The sequence below is a fragment of the Symbiopectobacterium purcellii genome (genome assembly GCF_052050035.1).
GTDB lineage: Bacteria > Pseudomonadota > Gammaproteobacteria > Enterobacterales > Enterobacteriaceae > Symbiopectobacterium > Symbiopectobacterium purcellii_A.
Map to the genome: position 1 here is coordinate 2,139,790 of NZ_CP189882.1, position 20,366 is coordinate 2,160,155.

Sequence of the window (20,366 nt, forward strand, 5' to 3'; positions counted from 1 at the left end):
AGAAGGGTGATATCAAGGATATGTGTTTATGAATAACCCCCAAGCGCAAACCGGCACGTGCTACGGCCCCGTCGCGGATCGGGTATTGGAAAAGGCGCAAGCCATCAAGTTGCTGATTTGCGATGTTGACGGCGTGCTCTCTGACGGCCTTATCTACATGGGCAATCAGGGGGAAGAACTGAAGGCGTTTAACGTGCGCGACGGTTATGGGATTCGCTGTCTGCTAACGTCCGGCATCGAGGTCGCCATCACTACCGGGCGCTCTGCGCCACTGGTGGAAGACCGCTGCCGCACGCTGGGTATCACCCATCTTTATCAGGGACAGTCAGATAAGATTTTGGCCTTCCGTGAACTGTTAGATACACTGTCGCTTAACGCCAATCAGGTTGCCTATATTGGTGACGATTTGATTGACTGGCCGGTGATGGCGCAGGTAGGCCTTAGCGTCGCCGTGGCAGATGCCCACCCTCTGCTGCTGCCCAAGGCGGACTACGTGACCAACATTCCCGGTGGGCGCGGTGCGGTACGCGAACTGTGCGACCTTATTCTGCTGGCGCAGGGTAAGTTGGACGACGCCAAAGGGCTATCGGTATGACAATATCGTCATGGCAAAGGGGCTATCGCCGCCCGTTTGTCAGGGCACGAATTTGCTACGGCATGAGTTTGCGATGACCATGAGTACGTTTTTATTATGAATAAGACGAAGCGTTGGCTAACCGCGCTATTGGCGCTCATTGTATTGATCCTGATTGGCTGGAACCTGACGGATCAGGACAGCGCGCCACAAACGGAAACCCAGGACAATGCGGTGCCGACCTACACCAGCGATGAAACCACCACGCGCGTGTTTAACCCACAGGGTGGCCTGAACTATCGACTCGTGGCGCAAAGAGTAGAGTATTTTAACGCGGAACAGCTTACCTGGTTTACCGCGCCTGTCGCTACGCTGTTCAACGAACAAGGTGTCGCCACCTGGTCGGTGCAAGCCGACCGCGCCAAGCTGACCAAAGATAAAATGTTGTTCTTATACGGGCATGTGGAAGTCAACAGTCTGACCAATGACTCACAATTACGGCAGATAAAAACCGATAATGCGCAAGTTAACCTGGTGACACAGGACATCGCCTCCGATGATGAGGTGACACTGTTTGGAGCAAGTTTCCTCTCGAATGGGATGAAAATGCGAGGTAATTTGCGTAACAAAACTGCCGAATTGATTGAAAAGGTAAAAACCTCTTATGAAATTCAACACCAATAACGTCTGGCGCCACGCGGCCATTGCCAGCGCCCTGTTAGCAGCAAGCCTGCCTGCCCTTGCTGTGACAGGAGACACCAGTCAGCTGATTCACATTGATTCCGCGCAGCAGTCATTGGACATGCAGGGCAATACCGTCACTTTCACCGGCAATGTCACTGTAAAACAAGGCACCATCGATGTGAAGGCCGAAAAAGTTGTGGTCACGCGCCCACAGGGATCGCAGGGCCAGGAAGTGATTGAAGCCTTTGGTAATCCGGTTACCTTCTACCAGATGCAAGATAACGGCAAGCCGGTGAAAGGCCGCGCACAGAAAGTGCGCTATGAACTGGCGCAAGATAAGATCACGCTGACGGGTAATGCGTATCTGGAACAACTGGATAGCAACGTGAAGGGCGATCGCATCACCTATCTGGTGAAACAGCAGCAGATGGAGGCGTTGGGTGATAAAGGCGGGAGTGTAACGACCGTGCTGGTCCCCTCTCAGCTAAAGGAAAAGAACGGCAAGGCCGCCGCACCGTCGTCTCAAAAAGCCAAGCAGCAACCACAGGCAGCTGAATAACCTATGGCAACATTAATCGCAGAAAACCTGGCGAAGGCCTACAAGGGCCGTCGCGTGGTCGAAAACGTAAGTTTAACGGTCAACTCCGGTGAAATTGTCGGGTTGCTCGGGCCGAATGGTGCGGGAAAAACCACGACATTCTATATGGTTGTCGGCATTGTCCAGCGCGATTCCGGGCGGATCGTGATTGATGATGAAGAGATAAGCCTGTTGCCCTTGCACGAACGCGCACGCCGCGGCATCGGCTATTTGCCGCAGGAAGCCTCGATTTTTCGCCGTTTGAGCGTCTATGACAACCTGATGGCCGTCTTGCAGATTCGCAAAGACCTGACGCCGGAACAGCAGGACGATCGCGCCAATGAGTTAATGGAAGAATTCCATATTATTCATTTACGCGATAGTCTGGGACAATCCTTGTCCGGCGGCGAACGTCGTCGCGTAGAGATCGCTCGTGCACTAGCGGCCAATCCCAAATTTATTTTGCTGGATGAACCCTTTGCCGGTGTCGATCCGATCTCGGTGCTCGACATAAAAAAAATTATTGAGCACCTGCGCGACAGCGGCCTGGGCGTGCTGATTACCGATCACAACGTGCGTGAAACGTTGGATGTGTGCGAGCGCGCCTATATCGTCAGTCAGGGGCAGCTTATTTCCCACGGTTCACCCAGCGAAATCCTGGAGGATGAGCAGGTGAAACGCGTCTATCTGGGCGAAGGCTTCCGACTTTGATACTGTAACGTTTGCAATGGGCGTTCCATTTAAGGGAAAGTGACACGAGTTATGAAGCAAGGTTTGCAACTCAGGCTAAGTAAACAACTGGCCATGACGCCACAACTTCAGCAAGCGATTCGTCTGCTTCAGTTGTCTACGCTTGAACTCCAGCAAGAGATCCAACAAGCGCTGGAAAGCAACCCGTTGCTTGAACAAACCGATAGCCACGATGAAATCGATACTCAGGAAACGAGTGACAGCGAATCGCTGGATACGCGCGAAGCCATTGAGCAAAAAGATATGCCGGAAGAGCTGCCGCTGGACGCCACTTGGGATGAAATCTACTCCGCAGGCACGCCTTCAGGCTCCGGCACCGATTACCGCGACGAAGAGCTGCCTGTCTATCAGGGTGAAACCACTCAAACGTTGCAGGATTACCTGATGTGGCAGGTGGAATTGACGCCGTTTTCTGACACCGATGCAGCTATCGCCACGTCGATTGTCGATGCGGTGGACACCACCGGTTATCTGACCGTTCCGCTGGAAGATATTCTCGAGAGCATCGGCGACGATGACGTGACGATTGAGGAAGTGGAAGCGGTGTTAAAACGCGTGCAACGTTTTGACCCGGTCGGCGTGGCAGCGCGTGATTTGCGCGATTGTCTGCAAATCCAACTGTCTCAATTTGCCCCCGAAACCCCGTGGCTGGCGGAAGCCAAACTTATCGTCAATGAATACCTCGACCTTCTGGCCAACCATGATTTTCGTGCGCTGATCCGCGCAAGCCGAATCAAAGAGGATGCGCTGAAAGAGGCACTGGCGTTGATTCAGTCACTCGATCCGCGTCCGGGGCAATCGATCAATACCGGCGAGTCGGAGTATGTGATCCCCGACGTGCTGGTGCGCAAACATCAAGAGCGCTGGGTGGTGGAACTCAACACTGACAGCGTGCCGCGCCTGCAAGTTAACCAGCAGTATGCCGCGCTCGGCCACAGCGCGCGTAACGACAGTGACAGCCAGTTTATCCGCAGCCACCTGCAAGAGGCGCGCTGGCTGATAAAAAGTCTGGAGAGCCGCAACGATACGCTGCTTAAGGTCACGCGCTGCATTGTGGAACAACAGCAGGATTTCTTTGAGAAAGGTGAAGAGTTTATGAAACCCATGGTGCTGGCGGATATCGCTCAGGCTGTTGATATGCATGAATCGACCATCTCACGCGTCACAACCCAGAAATTTCTTCACAGCCCACGTGGCATTTTCGAACTAAAATATTTCTTCTCCAGCCATGTAAATACCGACAGCGGTGGTGAGGCATCATCCACTGCGATTCGGGCGCTGGTGAAAAAACTGATCGCGGCGGAAAACCCCGGCAAACCCTTGAGCGACAGCAAGTTGACAACGCTGCTCTCCGATCAGGGAATCATTGTCGCGCGGCGTACCGTCGCAAAGTACCGAGAGTCTTTATCCATCCCGCCGTCAAACCAACGTAAGCAGTTGGTTTGATTTCTACAGAGAAGGAAGACGCTATGCAGCTGAATATCACCGGACACCACATCGAAATCACACCCGCATTACGCGAGTTCGTTAACACAAAACTTGCCAAGCTGGAGCAATACTTTGATCGCATCAACCAGATCAACGTGGTGCTTAAGGTGGAGAAAGTGGAGCAAATTGCCGATGCTACTCTGTTCGTTAATGGCGGTGAACTGCATGCCACATCCGAATCTGAAGACATGTATGCCGCCATCGATCTGTTGATCGACAAACTGGCGCGTCAGTTAAATAAACACAAGGACAAACTCAAACAGCACTGATCGTCATCTCCGCCTCCGGGCGCAGGGAATACGCCTCTGGCACAGCGCCAGAGGCGTGCAGAGATGAGCGGGCCGTTAAGTGAACACACCATGAATAACGATCCCATTTTGCAACTCAGCGCGGTATTACGCCAAGAGTGCACCCGCAGCACCGTTCATTGCCAAAGCAAGAAACGGGCGTTGGAAATTATCAGCGAATTGGCAGCCAGGCAGTTAAACCTTCCGACCCCGCTGATCTTCGAGGCATTGCTGACGCGCGAAAGAATGGGCAGTACCGGTATTGGCGGCGGTATCGCGATCCCACACGGAAAACTCGATGATGATAACGCCTTGGGCGCCACCGGGGTCTTTATCCAGCTTGAACAGCCAATATCCTTTGATGCTATTGATAATCAAGGCGTAGACTTGCTTTTTGCCTTGCTGGTTCCCGCAGAACAATGTAAAACCCATCTACATACGCTGTCACTTGTCGCCAAACGTCTGGCTGACAAAAGTGTGTGTCGGCGTTTACGGGCAGCACAGAGTGACGAAGAGCTTTACCAAATTATGATTGAAGGGGATTAATCCCCTGTGGAAAGCGCGCGACATTCAGACATTCGCGCTACGATTTGCGTCATACAGATGAATCACTCGGTCAGGGTGTAACAAAAGAAGGCTATAGCCGGAGGGGAGTCGTCGGATGGTGCTGATGATTGTCAGTGGTCGCTCAGGTTCAGGAAAATCTGTGGCCCTGCGCGCCCTGGAAGATATGGGCTTTTATTGCGTGGACAACCTGCCCGTGGTGTTGCTGCCGGAACTGGCCAACACGCTGGCACAACGGGATATCTCGGCAGCAGTCAGCATTGACGTGCGCAACATGCCAGAATCGCCGGAAATCTTCGAGCACGCCATGGATCAGTTGCCGCACAGTTTTGCGCCGCAGCTGCTGTTTCTGGATGCCGATCGCAATACGCTGATTCGCCGTTACAGCGATACGCGCCGTTTGCACCCCCTTTCCAGCAAAAATCTTTCGCTGGAAAGCGCCATCGATGAAGAGAATGACCTGCTGGAACCGTTGCGTTCTCGCGCCGATCTGATCATCGATACGTCTGAAATGTCAGTGCATGAACTGGCGGAAATGCTGCGTACCCGACTGCTGGGCAAACGCGAGCGTGAACTGACCATGGTGTTCGAATCCTTTGGTTACAAGCACGGCATTCCTATCGATGCGGATTACGTGTTTGATGTGCGCTTCCTGCCAAACCCTCACTGGGATCCGAAATTACGTCCGATGACCGGGCTCGACAAGCCGGTTGCCGCATTCCTCGATCGCCATACGGAAGTGCACAATTTTATTTACCAGACACGCAGCTACCTGGAACTATGGCTGCCAATGCTGGAAACCAACAACCGTAGCTACCTGACGGTTGCCATTGGCTGTACCGGCGGCAAACACCGTTCCGTCTATGTGGCTGAGCAACTGGCTGACTACTTCCGCTCGCGCGGCAAAAACGTACAGTCCCGCCACCGCACGCTGGAAAAACGCAAATAGTGGCGGTCAAACAGACGGTCATCGTCAAGAATAAACTGGGTATGCACGCTCGCCCGGCGATGAAGCTGTTTGAGCTGGTGCAAAGCTTTGATGCCGAAGTGATGTTGCGTAACGAAAGCGGCGTTAAGGCGGAAGCCAGCAGCGTGATCGCCATGATTATGTTGGATTCTGCCCAGGGTAAACACATTGAAGTGGAAGCCAGCGGCGCAGATGAAACCGCCGCGCTGGCTGCGGTGGTTGAATTGTTCGAAGCCGGGTTTGACGAAGAGTAACCCGCGACAATAATCCCAAAAATGGACAATGCCATAGGTAATAACGCTGCCTTATGGTATAACTTCGTTACAAGTTATATCTCATTTTTATCAACACCCCCGCGTAACTGGCGCGGGGGTGTTGATAAAAATGCGGTAGACTTTTTCTCTTGATATTGTTTTTCCATATATGCAGTACGTGCTTATATCTCTATGAACCTTGATCTTAGTGCCATGCAGTAACGTTGTTTGTTACCGCTATGCGTTTGAACGGGGGTTATGTTTTACCAACCTATTGGAGAGGAGTATGACGAAACCTAACCTGACTATTAGCGAACTGGATGCGGAGCGCCTGGATCGGCTGTTGGAACAACCTGCATTTGCAGGCACACCGATTGCACAAGCGTTGAATGAGGAGCTGGATCGTGCAGAGATCTTGCCTTCAGAGGACATCGCGTCAGATGTCGTCACCATGAACAGTCGGGTACGCTTTCGCGATTTAAACACTAACGAAGAGCACACCCGAACTCTGGTTTATCCTGCCGCCATGCAGGACAGCAAGGAACAACTGTCTGTTATGGCGCCACTCGGCGCAGCCCTGCTGGGTCTGCGCGTTGGGAATACCATTAACTGGCAGTTGCATAACGGGACGGAAACTCGCGTGGAAGTTCTGGAATTGCTCTACCAGCCTGAGGCCGCTGGCGAATATCATCGCTAAGCACGCGCCCACTGCCCTGATTTCAGGGCAGTCATGATTGCGTCAAAACGGCCACAGTAGCCACCCGTTCGTCAGTTTATCCCCCAAACCTTGCCACCACATGCGTGACATCAGGTGGCCTGCTTTCTTACGCGGTTCGGTGGGTAATTCCCCTTTGGCCGTCAATGCTTCCCAGGCCGCCCAGAGCACATCAAAAACGAAATCCCGCTGCATCATGTCGCGCAAAATCCCCAGACTGCGCGGATCCGGCTCGACACGCAAAAGCGCCACCAGCGCCAGCCGCTTGCGAAAATCCGTTTTATCCTGCGCGAGTTGCTGTGCGAGATCGACATCAAACGCGCTGTCGGGTATTCCCTGCTCCCTAGACATGCCGTTGTGTACGTATACGCCTGATTACATCCCGGCGATATTCATGCTCGGCAAGAGCGCAGAACCGCACTGAATATTGCTGCGGGTTTCAATATCATCCCCCAGCGTCACCATGTCGCGCAGCATGGTTTTCAGGTTACCGGCAATAGTGATTTCACTCACCGGATACTGAATCTCGCCATTTTCTACCCAGAAGCCTGACGCCCCGCGCGAGTAATCCCCCGTTACCGCACTCACGCCCTGTCCCATCAGTTCGGTCACCAGCAAGCCTTTATCCATCTGCTTAAGCATCTGTTGGAAATTCAGCCCTTGCCCCGCAATGCGCCAGTTGTGAATGCCGCCGGCATGACCGGTGCTCTTCATGCCGAGTTTACGCGCCGCATAGCTGGTCAACAGCCAGGTTTGCAGCACGCCGTCTTTAACGATGTCCCGCTGCGTGGTGCGTACCCCTTCACTGTCGAACGGAGTGGACGCCAGTCCTTTACGCAGGTGCGGCAGCTCTTCGATAGTGATCCAATCCGGCAGGATCTGCTGGCCCAGTTTATCGAGCAGGAACGACGATTTACGGTACACGTTGCCACCGCTGATCGCCCCCACCAAGTGGCCGAATAAACCGGTAGCCACTTCGGCCGCAAACATCACCGGTGCTTCCATGGTCGGTAGCTTGCGCGGTGATAAACGCGAGAGCGTGCGGCGAGCGCACTCTTCACCGACCCATTCCGGACTTTGCAAATCGTCCAGCGCACGACCTACGGTGTAAGCGTAATCGCGCTCCATATCACCGTTCACTTCGGCAATCACACAGCTCGACATGGAGTGGCGGCTCGATAAATAACTTTGCAGCATGCCGTGGCTGTTACCGAACACTTTGATACCGTAGTGGCTGTTGAAGCTGCCCCCTTCGGTGTTGGTAATGCGCGTGTCAGCTTTCAGCGCCGCCTGCTCAGCGCGGGCAGCCAGCTCAATGCCCTTTTCCGCATCCAACGCGGCAGGATGAAACAGATCGAGATCGGGTGCGTCAAATGCCAGCAGTTCTTGTTCTGCGGGGCCAGAAAAAGGATCGGGCGAGGTATAACGGGCAATATCCAACGCAGCCTGCACGGTGCGGGCGATGGCCGCCGGGCTCAAGTCGGTCGATGACGCACTGCCTTTACGCTGCTGATGGTATACGGTAATTCCCAATGCACCATCGCTGTTGAATTCCACATTTTCAACCTCGCCGTAGCGCGTACTGACGCTGATCCCTGTGGTTTTGGAAATGGCCACCTCTGCCGCATATGAACCAGCACGCGCCAGCTCCAACGCCTGTGCGACTGCCTGCTCCAATGCTTTACGCTGTTCTGCAACCTGAGTGATTATTGTCATCGTTCTGCCATACTGAGTTAAAAGTCGTTCAGAAGCCGGGAAATGGCGTCTGCCTTGCCCCTCTTCTGCGCCTAAAGTTGTATGCTTGAGTCTAACAGGATATCAGGATAATTTCGCAAAAAGCCCAAACCTGTTAGGATCGGCGTCTTTTTTATGGCGTTAACCGCGTCACATGCCCGAACTGTTACGGAAAGAGATAATGAACAAACACCCTGAAGAGTGGCTCGACGACGTACCGGACCCGCACGCCGAAGATGATGAAGACGATGAGATCATCTGGGTCAGTAAAAGTGAAATCAAACGCGATGCAGAAGCGCTGAAAGATCTTGGCGTTGAGCTGATTGAGCTCGGCAAAAATGCGCTGGAGCGCATCCCGCTGGATGACGATCTGCGTGCTGCGGTTGAGCTGGCGCAGCGCATCAAAAAAGAGGGCCGCCGCCGTCAGGTGCAACTGATCGGTAAGATGCTGCGCGCCCGCGATCCGGAGCCGATTCAAATCGCACTGGATAAGCTAAAGAACCGCCACAACCAACAGGTCGCCCTGTTTCACAAGCTGGAACAACTGCGCGACAGGCTTATTGAGGAAGGGGATGATGCCATTCCGGACATCCTCGGGCTCTATCCGGCCGCCGATCGCCAGCAGTTGCGCTCACTGGTGCGCAATGCGCAAAAAGAAAAAGCCGCGAACAAGCCGCCCAAGTCTTACCGCCAAATTTTCCAATATCTGCGCGAACTGGCTGAAGATCAGGCCTAATCCCTTGAGGTAAATCACCTCGTGGTGGAGTCACCCTCAGCGTTACTCCACCAACGCATGCTGATAGCGGTGCAGTATCTCCGTGATACGTCCAACCGATGCACCGACCTCCGGCGCTATTTGGCGTTGACATAACGCAATCTGATACTCATCCAATAAGGTCAGCAATTGAGTAAAAGCGTGACGGCGGGAAATCTCTCGTCGCGCGTCGCTGACCTGTTCTGCCGCCTGACGAAGACGACGATGAAAAGCCGACAGTTCACTGTCCATCGGCAGCGGCAGATTCCGCATTCGCTGGTGCAGAATAATCAGCGACAGCGCCAGGCGGTATTTGGCAATGTCGTTGGGAAACAGGGTCAACAACAGGTAGATCTGCTGATAGAGCGCAGGTAAGTGGTTCTCACGCCGCTTGGTTGGGTTGGTGGTCAGTGCCGATACCGCGCTGTAAACAAAACGGTTAAGTAGCGCATGCCCGCTGCGTGCACGTGAATTATCGCGAATCAACAAGATAACCAGCCACGCCAGCAAGCAGCCGATAACCTGCCCAATCGCACTATCCAGAAAGTGGCTGAGATTAAACGTCATCGGGTTATCCAACACCAGTATATTGATGGTGCTGGCCAGTGCCCCCAGCGATCCCATACGCCGCTTTTGCACTTCAATGCCGATAATGAAGGCCATAATGCCCAGACTGAGACATAGCAGCAGCATGCTTTGCTGCGTGGATGGCAGTACAAACATGAACAGCAGCGATCCCAACGGCAAGGCATAGACCGTGCCGACCAGGAAATCGACCGCCATGCGTTTTGGGTTGGGCAGGCGCATCGCCAACGCCGTCACTACAGCAATCATCACCATGCAGGCACTGCCCGAGGTCCAACCGGTGATAAGCCAAAATAAACAGCCTACCGCCGTCGCCACGCCGGTGCGCCAGCCGTTGATCATCGCATGATGACGCTCAGCCGAAGCCGCTTTCACCATCACTTCATCACGCAGCAGTTCGCCCTCAACCTGCGTCAACCGGGCGTTGGTCTGAATCACTTTTGCCAGTAACAGGTAGCGCGTTGCGGCCCCCACCCAGCCAATCAGCGTCGGTGGCACGGTCTTGCGTTCACCGGCTGCAATTGCGTGGCGCAGTTGCTTGACCCGTTTACGCACATCGACCATCGAGTCCACCGGTGCATCAATCAGCATCGCCAGGCTGGTTCTGAGCGGTTCGGGTTTATCCTGTAGCACCAGGTAGGTTTCACACGCCTGGGTAATCAGGGTAAATGATTGCGCCAGCAGCGCCTTGATGCGCCGATGGCTATTTTGCCAGCTCGCCGATTCCAGCAGCAGTGGATTGCCCATGCCAGCCAATGCGGTGCTTTTGCGCACCAGCCCGTGCCAGGCAACGTCAATCTCTTCACGCGACGCCCCCCGAATACAGAGTGGCAGCAGGCGATAGTGATCCAGTAGTAGCCCTTCCAGGCTGCTGTCGATATGGTGTTTGATGGAACGCGGAGTGAACAGCAGAGCTGCCACAATGGCACAAACAATGCCCAAAACAATCTCGCTACAGCGCTCAACGGCAAACTGTGGCGTCAGCAACGGCGCGCTTTGGGTAGACACGATAATAATTAATGCGGTATAGCCCGCCAGTCCCCATACGTAAGCGTTTTCCACCTTGACCAGCGATGACACCCAGGTACAAAATCCCGCCCATATGCAGCACAGCAGCAGCATCACTACGGGTGCACGAATGGTCGCGATAATAATCACCAACGCACCGACACAGCCGATAAAGGTGCCCACAATACGCAATATCCCACGGTGCCGAATCGCTCCAGAAAAGGGATCGCCACCAGCAGCAAAAGCAGGACCAGCGGCTACAATGGCCGCAGTGAGCACTGACCAACTAGGCGTTTCTAACTGAAAGTGGAAGCCGAGAAACAGCGACAGTACAACGGCAACGCTGAGTTTGCAGGCAAAACGCCAGTGGGGAAAAGCAGGCATTTTCATCATGAGCTCGTCTTAACCAAACTCACGCAGCCGATAGAGCAAGCGGATCAACGGTGAAGGCTGCTTGTTTTGCGGAGCATCTGCCTGCGCAATCACCACGGTGGCCGTGGTGCCCGCCGGATAAGGAATATCACGCTGTTGATCCAGATGGATTCTTACCGGCACGCGCTGTGCCAGTCGCACCCATTCCAGATTGGCATCCACCGTCGCCAACCCTTTACTGTCTACGTTGGCGCTGCTGTTAGTGATCGCCGCCGCCACGCTGTCAACCGTACCGTAGAACAGCCGATCGCTACCCAGCGGCGTGATCTCGACCCGATCGCCCGCATGAACGCTCGCCAGTTTGGTCTCTTCCATATAGGCCACCAGATAGAACGAGCCCTTTTTCACCAGCGCCACGGCGGTCGCGCCGCGCGTAATATATTCTCCGCGCTGCACATTGAGGTTGGTCACCCAACCGTCCGCTGGCGCGCGAATCTCGGTACGTTCCAGATCCAGCTTCGCCAGCGCCAGCGTCGCTTGCGCCTTGGCTAACTGATGCTGCGCGGTTTCCAGCGCGCTGCCAGACTGATCGATCGCCTCTTGCGACATGGCCTGTACGCCGAGGCGCGCACGCCGCCCAGACTCACGCCGCTTTTCATTGACCAGCGCCAGGTAGTAGTTCACATCCGCCTGTGCTTGCGCCTGTGCTTGCTGAAAACGAGGGGGATCGACCACAAACAGCACATCCCCCTTTTTCACCTGTTGATTGTCATGCACCAACACCTCTGTCAACAACCCGCTGACATCCGGCGCTATCGCTACAACGTCTGCGCTGAACTTCGCGTCTCGCGTCCACGGCGATTCGGTGTAAAACGCCCAAACGCGCAGCAGCGCAACGGCTGCCAGCAACAGCACGCACAGCGTAATACCGACACGCAGTAGCCTTTTGGTTATCAGCGAGACAACAGGAAATTTTATAGCAAGGGTTTTCACAGTAACCTCAAAGGGAGAAGCGAAAGATAAGATAAAACAGGCAGCAAAACAGAGCAGTGTTAAACAGCGCCGGATGCCATACCACGTCATAAACGCCAGTGGGCTGTAAAACACGGTTCAACACAAAAAATAGTGCCAGCGATACCAGCAACACAAAGAATACGGGCGGGAAAGACAGGCCAAACAGCACCATCACCGGGAGTGAGCTCATCCTCTTTTCCTTTTCATTTCAATTGACGAAGATACCCTACATAATTCGAGTTGCAGGACAAAACGTTAACGTTTTGAACAGCGCTTGCGCTGGCCATTTAGAGCGAGACTCATTTATGAGTCTCGTAACGCGGCAAGTGAGTTCATCCCGATGAACTTACTCAGGTCAGTGATTCGGGTGAACGACCGTAGCCAACGCATCTGCGACTTGAAGTATGACGGGTATAAACGATACCAACCGCGTCACCGTAGACACAGGCATGAGGGTTCATAACCAACGACGACACGGACCTGTCAGCCATTAATGCTAAAAGGCATGAAGGGCATTACACTGATCAAGAGAGATGGCAGGTTGTTTAGTAGAAGCGAACGCAACCTGTTACCTTATGGAAACAAGTAGCACGAAGCACACCGGTATTCTTCCCGCCCGATTCGTTCGAATGCAGTGTATTATGGATGTTTATTAGCGTTTCATCTATGATATGTGATCTAAATCACTTTTAAGCCAGAGTGAATAATGGAAAGACTAAAGAGCATGTCGGTCTTTACGCGCGTAGTGCAGTGCGGCTCGTTTACCGCCGCCGCCCGACAATTAAACATGAGCGTTTCCGCTGTCAGCCAAACGGTGACCCGGCTGGAAGAAGAGCTACAGATCAAGCTGCTCAACCGCAGCACACGCAGCATTGGGCTTACTGAAGGCGGCAAGATCTACTACCACGGCTGCCGTCGTATGCTGCATGAGGCACACGAAGCGCACGATCAGCTCTATGCCTTCAATAACACGCCGATCGGCACGCTGCGCATTGGCAGTTCCTCCACCATGGCGCAAAACGTGCTGGCAGCCATGACAGCAGAGATGCTGCTGAAATACCCAGGGCTCTCGGTCAATCTGGTCACCGGCATTCCGGCTCCCGACCTGATCGCAGACGGGTTGGATATTGTTATCCGCGTGGGCGCCTTACAGGACTCCAGCCTGTTTGCCAAACGTCTCGGTTCGATGCCGATGGTGGTGTGCGCCGCCAAACGCTATTTGACCCAGCATGGCACCCCAGAAAAACCGTCAGACGTGGAAAGTTTCTCCTGGCTGGAATACACCGTACGCGCAGACAGTGAGTTTGAACTGATCGCCCCGGAGGGTATATCCACCAAAATCGCACCGCAGGGTCGCTTTGCTACTAACGATCCGCAGACGCTGGTGCGTTGGCTCAAAACCGGCGCAGGTATCGCCTATATTCCACTGATGTGGATTATTGATGAGATTGCACGCGGCGAAGTGGAAATTCTGTTCAGCCGCTATCACTCCGATCCGCGCCCGGTTTACGCATTGTACACACGTAAGGATAATTTGCCGCTCAAAGTACAACTGTGCATCAATTATATGACGGAATATTTTAAGAATGTTGCTCAAATTTATCAAAGCCATAGGCAAGAAACATTAGGAAAATCATAACACTCACACTACGGAATTCACCTGAAAGTTAAATGTGGTATAGATTACCTTCACGTTTAGTCTGTTATACTGTGCTTTCTTTAACCAAGGGGGCATTTATGACAACGGCATTCAATATTTCAGGGAGTTTATTTTCAAGAACGATTACATTTAATGAAATAGAAGAGATAAAAAACAATAAAAAACCAAATAAAATAAAAACACTATGGGATAAGATTGCAGACTGGTTTTGTGGAACCGATAAAGAAAATGCAAAAAAAAATTTATTTAAACTGATGAATAGTGATAATGTCAATAAAAAGATTGAAGCGTTCAATCAACTTAAATCCATGGTATCACCTGCTTTTAAAGAATTTTTTACCTATACCATAGAGGTAGATGATACATCAGATACAAATGACACATCCTTCTCTTTCGTTCTATCGATTGGAGAATTGATATCTACCGAGAAATTATCCACTCAAGGAAAAACCATTGAGATGGACGATAAAATAACGAAATTTACGGAAAGATGTGACAATGAGTGTGATATAAAACTAGGGCAATTGAAATTAGACATCCCAAGAAGTAGTGTTTTTTTACTTAATGGTTCAAAAGAACCTGAGCGAATCACGTTAGAAAACATTGATCACCATCTGGTAAATAAAATATCAGAAGAGCAAAAAAAATCATTAAATGTGGCACTTTCTCAAACGGGCATGATTGATATTTGTGACCAAATATATCAGAATGCCAAAGAAATACCGATGCTCTGCTCACCCAATAAAACCATATCCCTGTTTTTGGATGATCTGAATAACGTCATCATCAGCATGCATTTTTTCAAGAACATTGATGAAAATACGTACGTTGAGTATAAAGAAATTTACCCTGATTTAAGGCACCGTTGCTTTTCAGCAAATGCTACTGTCGAAATAGACAGCAACGGTTACTGTAGCATCACTCGCGTTAACGTAACACATCCAGGCATTGAGTAGTCACCGCCACGCATTTTCACACCCGCATGGCGGTGACAGAGGTGCAGGTTACGCCGTACCGCCTACAGTCATGCTGTCCAGTTTCAGCGTCGGTTGCCCAACGCCAACGGGCAGGCTTTGGCCCTCTTTACCGCATACGCCAACGCCCTTATCGAGCGCCAGATCGTTACCTACCATGGAAATCTGCTGCATGGCTTCGATACCGGAGCCAATCAAGGTCGCCCCTTTAACCGGCATCGTGACTTTACCATTTTCAATCAGATAGGCTTCAGAGGTTGAGAACACAAACTTGCCGGAGGTGATATTCACCTGGCCACCGCCAAAGTTAGGCGCATATAAGCCGTATTCTACGCTGGAAATGATCGATTCCGGCGTCGATTGACTCGCCAACATATAGGTATTGGTCATGCGCGGCATCGGCAAATGGGCATAAGACTCACGGCGGCCATTACCGGTCGGGGCTACGCCCATCAAACGCGCGTTGAGTTTGTCCTGCATATAGCCTTTCAGCACACCGTTCTCAATCAGCACGTTGTATTGTCCGGCCACGCCTTCGTCATCCATCGCCAGCGAACCGCGGCGTCCTTCCAGCGTGCCATCATCCACCACGGTGCACAGTTCAGAGGCGACCAGCTTACCCGTCTGCCCACTGAACACCGACGTGCCACGGCGGTTAAAATCGCCTTCCAACCCGTGCCCGACAGCTTCATGCAGCAGCACGCCCGGCCAACCCGCGCCCAGCACCACCGGCATCGTGCCCGCAGGCGCAGCAACGGCGGACAGATTGACCAGCGCCATACGCACCGCTTCTTTCGCCCAGGCTTCCACCCGCGCTTCACCGTCCACCATTTGCCAAAAGTAGTCGTAACCCACGCGCGCGCCGCCACCGCTGGCACCGCGTTCACGTTTACCGTCCTGCTCGACCAGCACGCTGATCGACAGGCGCACCAGCGGGCGCACATCCGCCGCCAACGTGCCGTCGGTCGCCGCAACCAGCACGTGTTCGTAGACACCGGTCAGGCTGACGCTCACTTCCTGCACGCGGGCGTCGGCCGCGCGCGCTACGCTGTCTGCGCGTTGCAGCAGTGCCAGTTTCTCTTCCCGACTCAGGCTGTCCAGTGGGTTGAGCTGCGGATACAGCGCACGATGAACGTTTTCCCCCAGCGTACGAACGCGGCCAGTGCCCTGCTCACGCACGATACTGCGCGCTGCCTGAGCGCTTTGGTGCAGCGCATTGAGGGTGATCTGGTCCGCATAGGCAAACCCGGTTTTTTCTCCGCTTACCGCACGAATACCGACCCCTTGATCGATATTGTAAGAACCATCTTTAATGATGCGGTCTTCCAGCACCCAGGATTCATGGTAACTGGATTGAAAATAGAGATCGGCATAATCCAGGCGACGTTCATTCAATACCTCTAACACCGAGAACAGGTCTTGCTGGCTCAAGTTGTTAGCAGTGAGTAACTGTTCACTGACAAACGAAAGACTCATATTTTTTCCACTTTAGTTCACATGAAACCGATGAATAAACGGCACGGAGCCATCACTATGCTGGCGTATTAACGCCGCTCCTGCGCCGCATTTTTTTGCGGCTCGCGCAGGACTTCCTTAATCGTAGGCTGATCCAGGCTGCCATGAATCTGGTAGCGAATCAGCGAAATTTTGTTCCAGAGCGGTGCCAGTACCTTACTGGTCGCAAACACAGCAGCACCGATCACCGGGTTGACCACAAAGGCGGTAGCCACCCCCACCGTGGCTGATATCTCCGGTGCAATCACCGCTTCCATGGCAATTTGCCGGTTAGCCAGATCGACACTGCCATTCATGGCAATATCGGCTTCCAATCCATCGACCAGCAGATCGTCGGTATGCAACACGCCGTCTTTAATCCAGGCCGTACTGCGGATGGAATCGAAATAGAAGCCTTTGCCAAAGGTATCTCTGAAATCAAACTGCAATTTGCGCAGCAACGCATCAAAGCTCACCAGACGCAGCAAGCGTCCCGCCTGGCCCGTACCCGCATTGACGATGTCCCCCTTGCCAATACGCGTGTGCAAAATACCGCTCAGGCTCGCCAGATGCGGTGCCCACGGCGAACCGCGCCAATAGAGATCATAGTCAACATCAAAGGTTGCTGCGCGCAGTGGCGTATCAATCCCAAACCAGTCAGCATTTTGCTCCAGGGTGCCGCCCGTTAAACGCCCTTTAAGTGCGGTGCGAACCCCGTCGGCATTCTCCTGCCAACTGCCGCTGGCAGTCAGCTTGGCTTTGCCGGTATCGATCACGCCCTCACTGAGCGTCAGCTTATCTTTTTCTGGTTGCAGCGTCGCCGTGATTTGGCCCAGGTTCTGCCCGGCAATCCAGCATTCCCGGCAGGCAAGCTGCAACGCAGGCCAGTCTTCAAAGCGGATGCTCGGGTCATTAAGCGGTGATTTCTTCTCGGCCAGCGCCACGGGGTTGGTTGCTTCATCCCCTTTCCACTGCGGGTTGTAATAGAGATAGCGAATATCCGCACGCCACATGCCGCTTTGTGGAACCGTCAAATTAGCATCAATCGCACGCCCGGTAGTGTGAATTTCATTGCCCTGCGGCGTGTTGCGGCTATTGAGTACCACGTCATGCCACTGTTGACCGAGCAGTTGTAGCGCAGGTGTGCGCAACGTCACGCTCTCCGGCACATGGAGATTGCTTTGTGCCCCTTTGCGCAAGGCGGTATCGCCACGCAGAGCAGGCAGCAATCCCAACCAGCGCTCCGCATCCAACGCGGGCAGCACCAGCACCAGTTCCGACTGTTCCGGCAGCGCGGGCAGCGTTTGAGCACCTTGTTGCCAGACAGCGCGCGCTAGCGTCAGCGCATCACCGTGCAGCAACCACTGGCTGTTAAACTGTGCGGATTTTCCCAAGCTCCCCGAGAGCGCAAACCCCTTGAGATCCCCTTTGGCGGCGATCTTGAGCGGCACCGCCGTTCCCTGCGCCTTGTTAAAGGGTTCAGGTAAGCGAGTACTTACATTTTTCAGATCGGCATCGACGCTGACCTCATAGGTCTCAACGCCTTTATAGGGCAGATTCACCGTCACATCGCTACGCCAGGCGGCAGTTCCCGACAGTGCGGTTTGCACTGTTTTTGGCAGACCGGGGAACTGCGCGGGTGCCCATTCGCCGTTCAGCCCCACCTTGACCAGAAAAGCTTTTTCCTGCTCTTCGGTGGTGAAACTGAACGTGACGGGTTGCCCTAACCAGTTAGCCGCAATGTCATCGCTGTTCAAGGTGCCATTGCGATAATGGAAGCGCCCTTTGAGCTGTTTCAGCGTGCTATTCAGCGGTTTGATATACAGGCTATTGTTACTGAGTTGAATATCACCACTGGCCTCCACCGTGCCGTGCGACAGGGGAATATCGAGGTGCAGCGTGCCATTGACGCTACCGCCAATTTGCAGTTGTTTTAACGCGCTCCCCACGCTGTCCTTGAGCGGCGTTTGTTCAAAATAGTGCCCAACATCGGCCCCTTCACCTTGAAGTTCGCCATCGATCAGTAACTTTTCTTTACTGTAGTCAGGGATGGCGGCAAGAATATTTCTGCCGGCGACATTCCCTAACTGCGTTGACGGCGCGGACATCCACAGGCCATTGTTGGCAAAATTGAGATCGATATCCAGCGGTGACAGCGCGGGCCAACCGGGTTCAAATTCGAAGGTTGCCGCGCGTAGTGGCACCCATACCTGAAACTGGCCTTCGTTATGTTCAAAGGGGAAATGCGACGGGTTTCCAGCAAAAACCAGCGTGGCGTTGTCGACGTGCCCCCCTTTTAGCGCGCCGGTCAAGTACTTAACCAACTGTGCGCCCATCAGCGGTTCTGGGAAGTAACGCCAGGCTTCAGAGGCATCGGCTAGCCGAATTCCCGCCAGAATATCCAGACGCGGCTCCCCATTCACCGGATGACGGTATTGAAAATCACCCTGCGCCTTTAGCGCACGGGCCTGTACATTGAGCCCTTTACTCCACACTTCCCAACCGTCGGCGGCATTACTCCAGTCTACCGCACCGTTTGCCTGCTGGATCTCGAACGGTGCCCGGAACTGATTACCGCTGGGCAGCACGCTTTGCGGTAACGAGAAGGTGACGCGCCCGCGTTCGACGCTGCCATTCAGCGTGCCAGCCAGCTTTTCACCGCCCGGCAACCATTCCCACGCTTTCCAGCGCAGATCGCGCCATGCCGCTTGAAAACGGATTTTTTCCGGTTGTTTTAAGGGAATATCAAGGGCCAGTTGTGTCAGAAGCCCTTCCGGTTGTAGCGCCTCCCAGCGCGTTTTAAGCTCGGGCGTCACCGTGGACAGCAACGGCAGTAAATCACGCAAACGAGCCAGACTCAGCTCGCTGGCACGCACCAGCAGCATATCTTGCTGATCTGTCGATGGCGCGGGTATCCAGCGCGCCGCCAGACTCCCCTTCGGCCAGGCGACGCCGTCCGTCGCCAGATTCAAGACAGGCACGGCAACCTGCCAGCCTGCACCCTGCTTCGTGGCATGCAGTGCCAGCTCGTCTACGCACAGACGATGGGTGCTGTCTCCTTCTTTCCAGGCTGCCGTGCCCTGCGCCAAAAAGACATCGCTGGCAACCAGCGCTCCGCTGCGCACCTGCAACCAGGCCGCCAGATTGAAATTGGCGCTCTCTAGTCCGGTATTATTTTTTAGCCAGCGGCTGATCCAGGGCTTCATATCAATATTGTCAGCCTGTAGGTACACCGTGCCGTCATTCAGGTGGCCCTGAATAGCCTGCAAATCCATGCGTACCTGCACCACACCGTGCTGCCCATTAAAACTCGACAGGCTGATTTGCCCTTCGGCACGGTGCCGGTTGTTGCGGTTCAACCAGGTCAATTGTGGGATGGCGAGTTCAGCACGATCGCCAGAAGGCGTGAGGAAAGAGAGATGACTGTCGCGCAGATCGAAGAGATCGAATTGCTGGAGGAACAGCGTACTTAGGCGATCGGTTTCGATCAGGCTACCGTCGGCCCGCTGTCCGGTCAATGTGGCATCCAGCGTCAAACGCATGCGGTGGAACGTCAGATCGCGAAACTGCCAGCGCGCATTCAACAATGACTGCCACACATCCAGCGCCAGCGTGATGCGTTCCGCCTGCCAGCGTGCAGCACGCGACTCGCTCGTCAGGCCATCGATCGAAAGCGTCGGCCCAAAAGAGGCCCAACTGCCAGTAAGGCGTTGCGCGTCAACCGATACCCCCGTCGTCGACGTTACCCACGCCATGATTTGCGGCCGAAAACGATCGAGCTGCGGCATCGCTAATCGTAAACCACTGACGATCAGCGCCACGATAACAACAATCGTAGCACCCGTCATCAGCAGTAGGCCGCGCAGTCGCCTCACACTATTCTCCTTGATCTTCGTCGCAGGCGACGCGGG

Annotated in this window: 20 protein-coding genes; 13 read left to right on the top strand and 7 right to left on the bottom strand. The window is 53.8% G+C overall.

Going from position 1 to position 20,366, the window contains the following annotated elements:
* The first annotated feature begins 28 nt into the window (after positions 1-28).
* The 10 genes from kdsC (at position 29) to rnk (ending at position 6,842) form a co-directional block, all read left to right on the top strand.
* Complete coding sequence (kdsC, locus tag ACQGXV_RS15480) at positions 29-595, top strand: 3-deoxy-manno-octulosonate-8-phosphatase KdsC (protein WP_440867447.1); 567 nt, start codon at positions 29-31, stop codon at positions 593-595.
* A gap of 96 nt (positions 596-691) precedes the next feature.
* Positions 692-1,258 carry an LPS export ABC transporter periplasmic protein LptC gene (gene lptC / locus ACQGXV_RS15485; RefSeq protein ID WP_222159211.1) on the top strand — a complete coding sequence of 189 codons (567 nt, stop codon included), beginning with the start codon at positions 692-694 and terminating at the stop codon, positions 1,256-1,258.
* On the top strand, positions 1,239-1,817 hold the full coding sequence (gene lptA / locus ACQGXV_RS15490; protein WP_440866846.1) for a lipopolysaccharide ABC transporter substrate-binding protein LptA: 579 nt from the start codon (positions 1,239-1,241) through the stop codon (positions 1,815-1,817). The genes lptC and lptA overlap by 20 nt, the downstream gene beginning before the upstream one ends.
* Positions 1,818-1,820: 3 nt before the next feature.
* Positions 1,821-2,546 carry an LPS export ABC transporter ATP-binding protein gene (lptB, locus tag ACQGXV_RS15495; protein ID WP_196908458.1) on the top strand — a complete coding sequence of 242 codons (726 nt, stop codon included), beginning with the start codon at positions 1,821-1,823 and terminating at the stop codon, positions 2,544-2,546.
* A gap of 51 nt (positions 2,547-2,597) precedes the next feature.
* On the top strand, positions 2,598-4,031 hold the full coding sequence (gene rpoN, locus ACQGXV_RS15500) for an RNA polymerase factor sigma-54 (protein ID WP_440866847.1): 1,434 nt from the start codon (positions 2,598-2,600) through the stop codon (positions 4,029-4,031).
* Positions 4,032-4,054: 23 nt separating this feature from the next.
* Positions 4,055-4,342 (top strand): ribosome hibernation promoting factor, encoded by a 288-nt coding sequence (hpf, locus tag ACQGXV_RS15505; RefSeq protein WP_440866848.1) that lies wholly within the window; start codon positions 4,055-4,057, stop codon positions 4,340-4,342.
* Positions 4,343-4,432: 90 nt separating this feature from the next.
* The gene (gene ptsN / locus ACQGXV_RS15510; RefSeq protein WP_264625263.1) at positions 4,433-4,906 is read left to right on the top strand and encodes a PTS IIA-like nitrogen regulatory protein PtsN; all 474 of its coding nucleotides are present in this window, start codon (positions 4,433-4,435) and stop codon (positions 4,904-4,906) included.
* Between the two features lie 115 nt (positions 4,907-5,021).
* Entirely contained in the window at positions 5,022-5,873 is an 852-nt protein-coding gene (gene rapZ, locus ACQGXV_RS15515; RefSeq protein WP_440866849.1) for an RNase adapter RapZ, read from the top strand.
* On the top strand, positions 5,873-6,145 hold the full coding sequence (gene npr / locus ACQGXV_RS15520) for a PTS phosphocarrier protein NPr (RefSeq protein WP_440866850.1): 273 nt from the start codon (positions 5,873-5,875) through the stop codon (positions 6,143-6,145). Before rapZ ends, npr begins: the two co-directional genes overlap by 1 nt.
* A 286-nt stretch (positions 6,146-6,431) precedes the next feature.
* Positions 6,432-6,842 carry a nucleoside diphosphate kinase regulator gene (rnk, locus tag ACQGXV_RS15525; protein ID WP_440866851.1) on the top strand — a complete coding sequence of 137 codons (411 nt, stop codon included), beginning with the start codon at positions 6,432-6,434 and terminating at the stop codon, positions 6,840-6,842.
* 42 nt (positions 6,843-6,884) lie between these two features.
* Here the strand turns inward: rnk and ACQGXV_RS15530 are convergent, their stop codons facing one another.
* Together ACQGXV_RS15530 and pmbA are read right to left on the bottom strand one after the other, a co-directional pair.
* Entirely contained in the window at positions 6,885-7,211 is a 327-nt protein-coding gene (locus ACQGXV_RS15530; protein WP_440866852.1) for a hypothetical protein, read from the bottom strand.
* 24 nt (positions 7,212-7,235) lie between these two features.
* Entirely contained in the window at positions 7,236-8,576 is a 1,341-nt protein-coding gene (gene pmbA / locus ACQGXV_RS15535; RefSeq protein WP_440866853.1) for a metalloprotease PmbA, read from the bottom strand.
* Between the two features lie 199 nt (positions 8,577-8,775).
* Between pmbA and yjgA the strand changes: the two genes are divergently transcribed.
* Positions 8,776-9,330, top strand: a complete 555-nt coding sequence (yjgA, locus tag ACQGXV_RS15540) for a ribosome biogenesis factor YjgA (protein ID WP_440866854.1) — start codon at positions 8,776-8,778, stop codon at positions 9,328-9,330.
* 42 nt (positions 9,331-9,372) lie between these two features.
* Here yjgA and aaeB read toward each other — a convergent pair whose 3' ends face one another.
* From aaeB to aaeX, 3 genes are read right to left on the bottom strand one after another with little or no spacing between them, the layout of a single operon-like run.
* Positions 9,373-11,331, bottom strand: a complete 1,959-nt coding sequence (gene aaeB, locus ACQGXV_RS15545) for a p-hydroxybenzoic acid efflux pump subunit AaeB (RefSeq protein WP_440867448.1) — start codon at positions 11,329-11,331, stop codon at positions 9,373-9,375.
* Positions 11,332-11,343: 12 nt separating this feature from the next.
* Complete coding sequence (gene aaeA, locus ACQGXV_RS15550) at positions 11,344-12,291, bottom strand: p-hydroxybenzoic acid efflux pump subunit AaeA (protein ID WP_440867449.1); 948 nt, start codon at positions 12,289-12,291, stop codon at positions 11,344-11,346.
* A gap of 22 nt (positions 12,292-12,313) precedes the next feature.
* Positions 12,314-12,517 carry a p-hydroxybenzoic acid efflux pump operon protein AaeX gene (aaeX, locus tag ACQGXV_RS15555; protein ID WP_222159202.1) on the bottom strand — a complete coding sequence of 68 codons (204 nt, stop codon included), beginning with the start codon at positions 12,515-12,517 and terminating at the stop codon, positions 12,314-12,316.
* A 516-nt stretch (positions 12,518-13,033) separates the two neighbouring features.
* Between aaeX and aaeR the strand changes: the two genes are divergently transcribed.
* Together aaeR and ACQGXV_RS15565 are read left to right on the top strand one after the other, a co-directional pair.
* Positions 13,034-13,966 carry an HTH-type transcriptional activator AaeR gene (aaeR, locus tag ACQGXV_RS15560; protein WP_440866855.1) on the top strand — a complete coding sequence of 311 codons (933 nt, stop codon included), beginning with the start codon at positions 13,034-13,036 and terminating at the stop codon, positions 13,964-13,966.
* 98 nt (positions 13,967-14,064) lie between these two features.
* A complete protein-coding gene (locus ACQGXV_RS15565) occupies positions 14,065-14,943 on the top strand; it encodes a hypothetical protein (protein ID WP_440866856.1) in 879 nt (292 codons plus the stop codon).
* A gap of 48 nt (positions 14,944-14,991) precedes the next feature.
* Here the strand turns inward: ACQGXV_RS15565 and tldD are convergent, their stop codons facing one another.
* Positions 14,992-16,437, bottom strand: a complete 1,446-nt coding sequence (gene tldD / locus ACQGXV_RS15570; protein ID WP_440866857.1) for a metalloprotease TldD — start codon at positions 16,435-16,437, stop codon at positions 14,992-14,994.
* Between the two features lie 68 nt (positions 16,438-16,505).
* The gene (gene yhdP / locus ACQGXV_RS15575; RefSeq protein WP_440866858.1) at positions 16,506-20,330 is read right to left on the bottom strand and encodes an AsmA2 domain-containing protein YhdP; all 3,825 of its coding nucleotides are present in this window, start codon (positions 20,328-20,330) and stop codon (positions 16,506-16,508) included.
* Positions 20,331-20,366 lie beyond the last annotated feature (36 nt).

Bases quoted from the DNA above. Each gene is read 5' to 3' on its own strand.
- kdsC (WP_440867447.1), top strand. From the start codon at position 29: ATGAATAACCCCCAAGCGCAAACCGGCACGTGCTACGGCCCCGTCGCG.
- lptC (WP_222159211.1), top strand. From the start codon at position 692: ATGAATAAGACGAAGCGTTGGCTAACCGCGCTATTGGCGCTCATTGTA.
- lptA (WP_440866846.1), top strand. From the start codon at position 1,239: ATGAAATTCAACACCAATAACGTCTGGCGCCACGCGGCCATTGCCAGC.
- lptB (WP_196908458.1), top strand. From the start codon at position 1,821: ATGGCAACATTAATCGCAGAAAACCTGGCGAAGGCCTACAAGGGCCGT.
- rpoN (WP_440866847.1), top strand. From the start codon at position 2,598: ATGAAGCAAGGTTTGCAACTCAGGCTAAGTAAACAACTGGCCATGACG.
- hpf (WP_440866848.1), top strand. From the start codon at position 4,055: ATGCAGCTGAATATCACCGGACACCACATCGAAATCACACCCGCATTA.
- ptsN (WP_264625263.1), top strand. From the start codon at position 4,433: ATGAATAACGATCCCATTTTGCAACTCAGCGCGGTATTACGCCAAGAG.
- rapZ (WP_440866849.1), top strand. From the start codon at position 5,022: ATGGTGCTGATGATTGTCAGTGGTCGCTCAGGTTCAGGAAAATCTGTG.
- rnk (WP_440866851.1), top strand. From the start codon at position 6,432: ATGACGAAACCTAACCTGACTATTAGCGAACTGGATGCGGAGCGCCTG.
- ACQGXV_RS15530 (WP_440866852.1), bottom strand. From the start codon at position 7,211: ATGTCTAGGGAGCAGGGAATACCCGACAGCGCGTTTGATGTCGATCTC.
- pmbA (WP_440866853.1), bottom strand. From the start codon at position 8,576: ATGACAATAATCACTCAGGTTGCAGAACAGCGTAAAGCATTGGAGCAG.
- yjgA (WP_440866854.1), top strand. From the start codon at position 8,776: ATGAACAAACACCCTGAAGAGTGGCTCGACGACGTACCGGACCCGCAC.
- aaeB (WP_440867448.1), bottom strand. From the start codon at position 11,331: ATGAAAATGCCTGCTTTTCCCCACTGGCGTTTTGCCTGCAAACTCAGC.
- aaeX (WP_222159202.1), bottom strand. From the start codon at position 12,517: ATGAGCTCACTCCCGGTGATGGTGCTGTTTGGCCTGTCTTTCCCGCCC.
- aaeR (WP_440866855.1), top strand. From the start codon at position 13,034: ATGGAAAGACTAAAGAGCATGTCGGTCTTTACGCGCGTAGTGCAGTGC.
- ACQGXV_RS15565 (WP_440866856.1), top strand. From the start codon at position 14,065: ATGACAACGGCATTCAATATTTCAGGGAGTTTATTTTCAAGAACGATT.
- tldD (WP_440866857.1), bottom strand. From the start codon at position 16,437: ATGAGTCTTTCGTTTGTCAGTGAACAGTTACTCACTGCTAACAACTTG.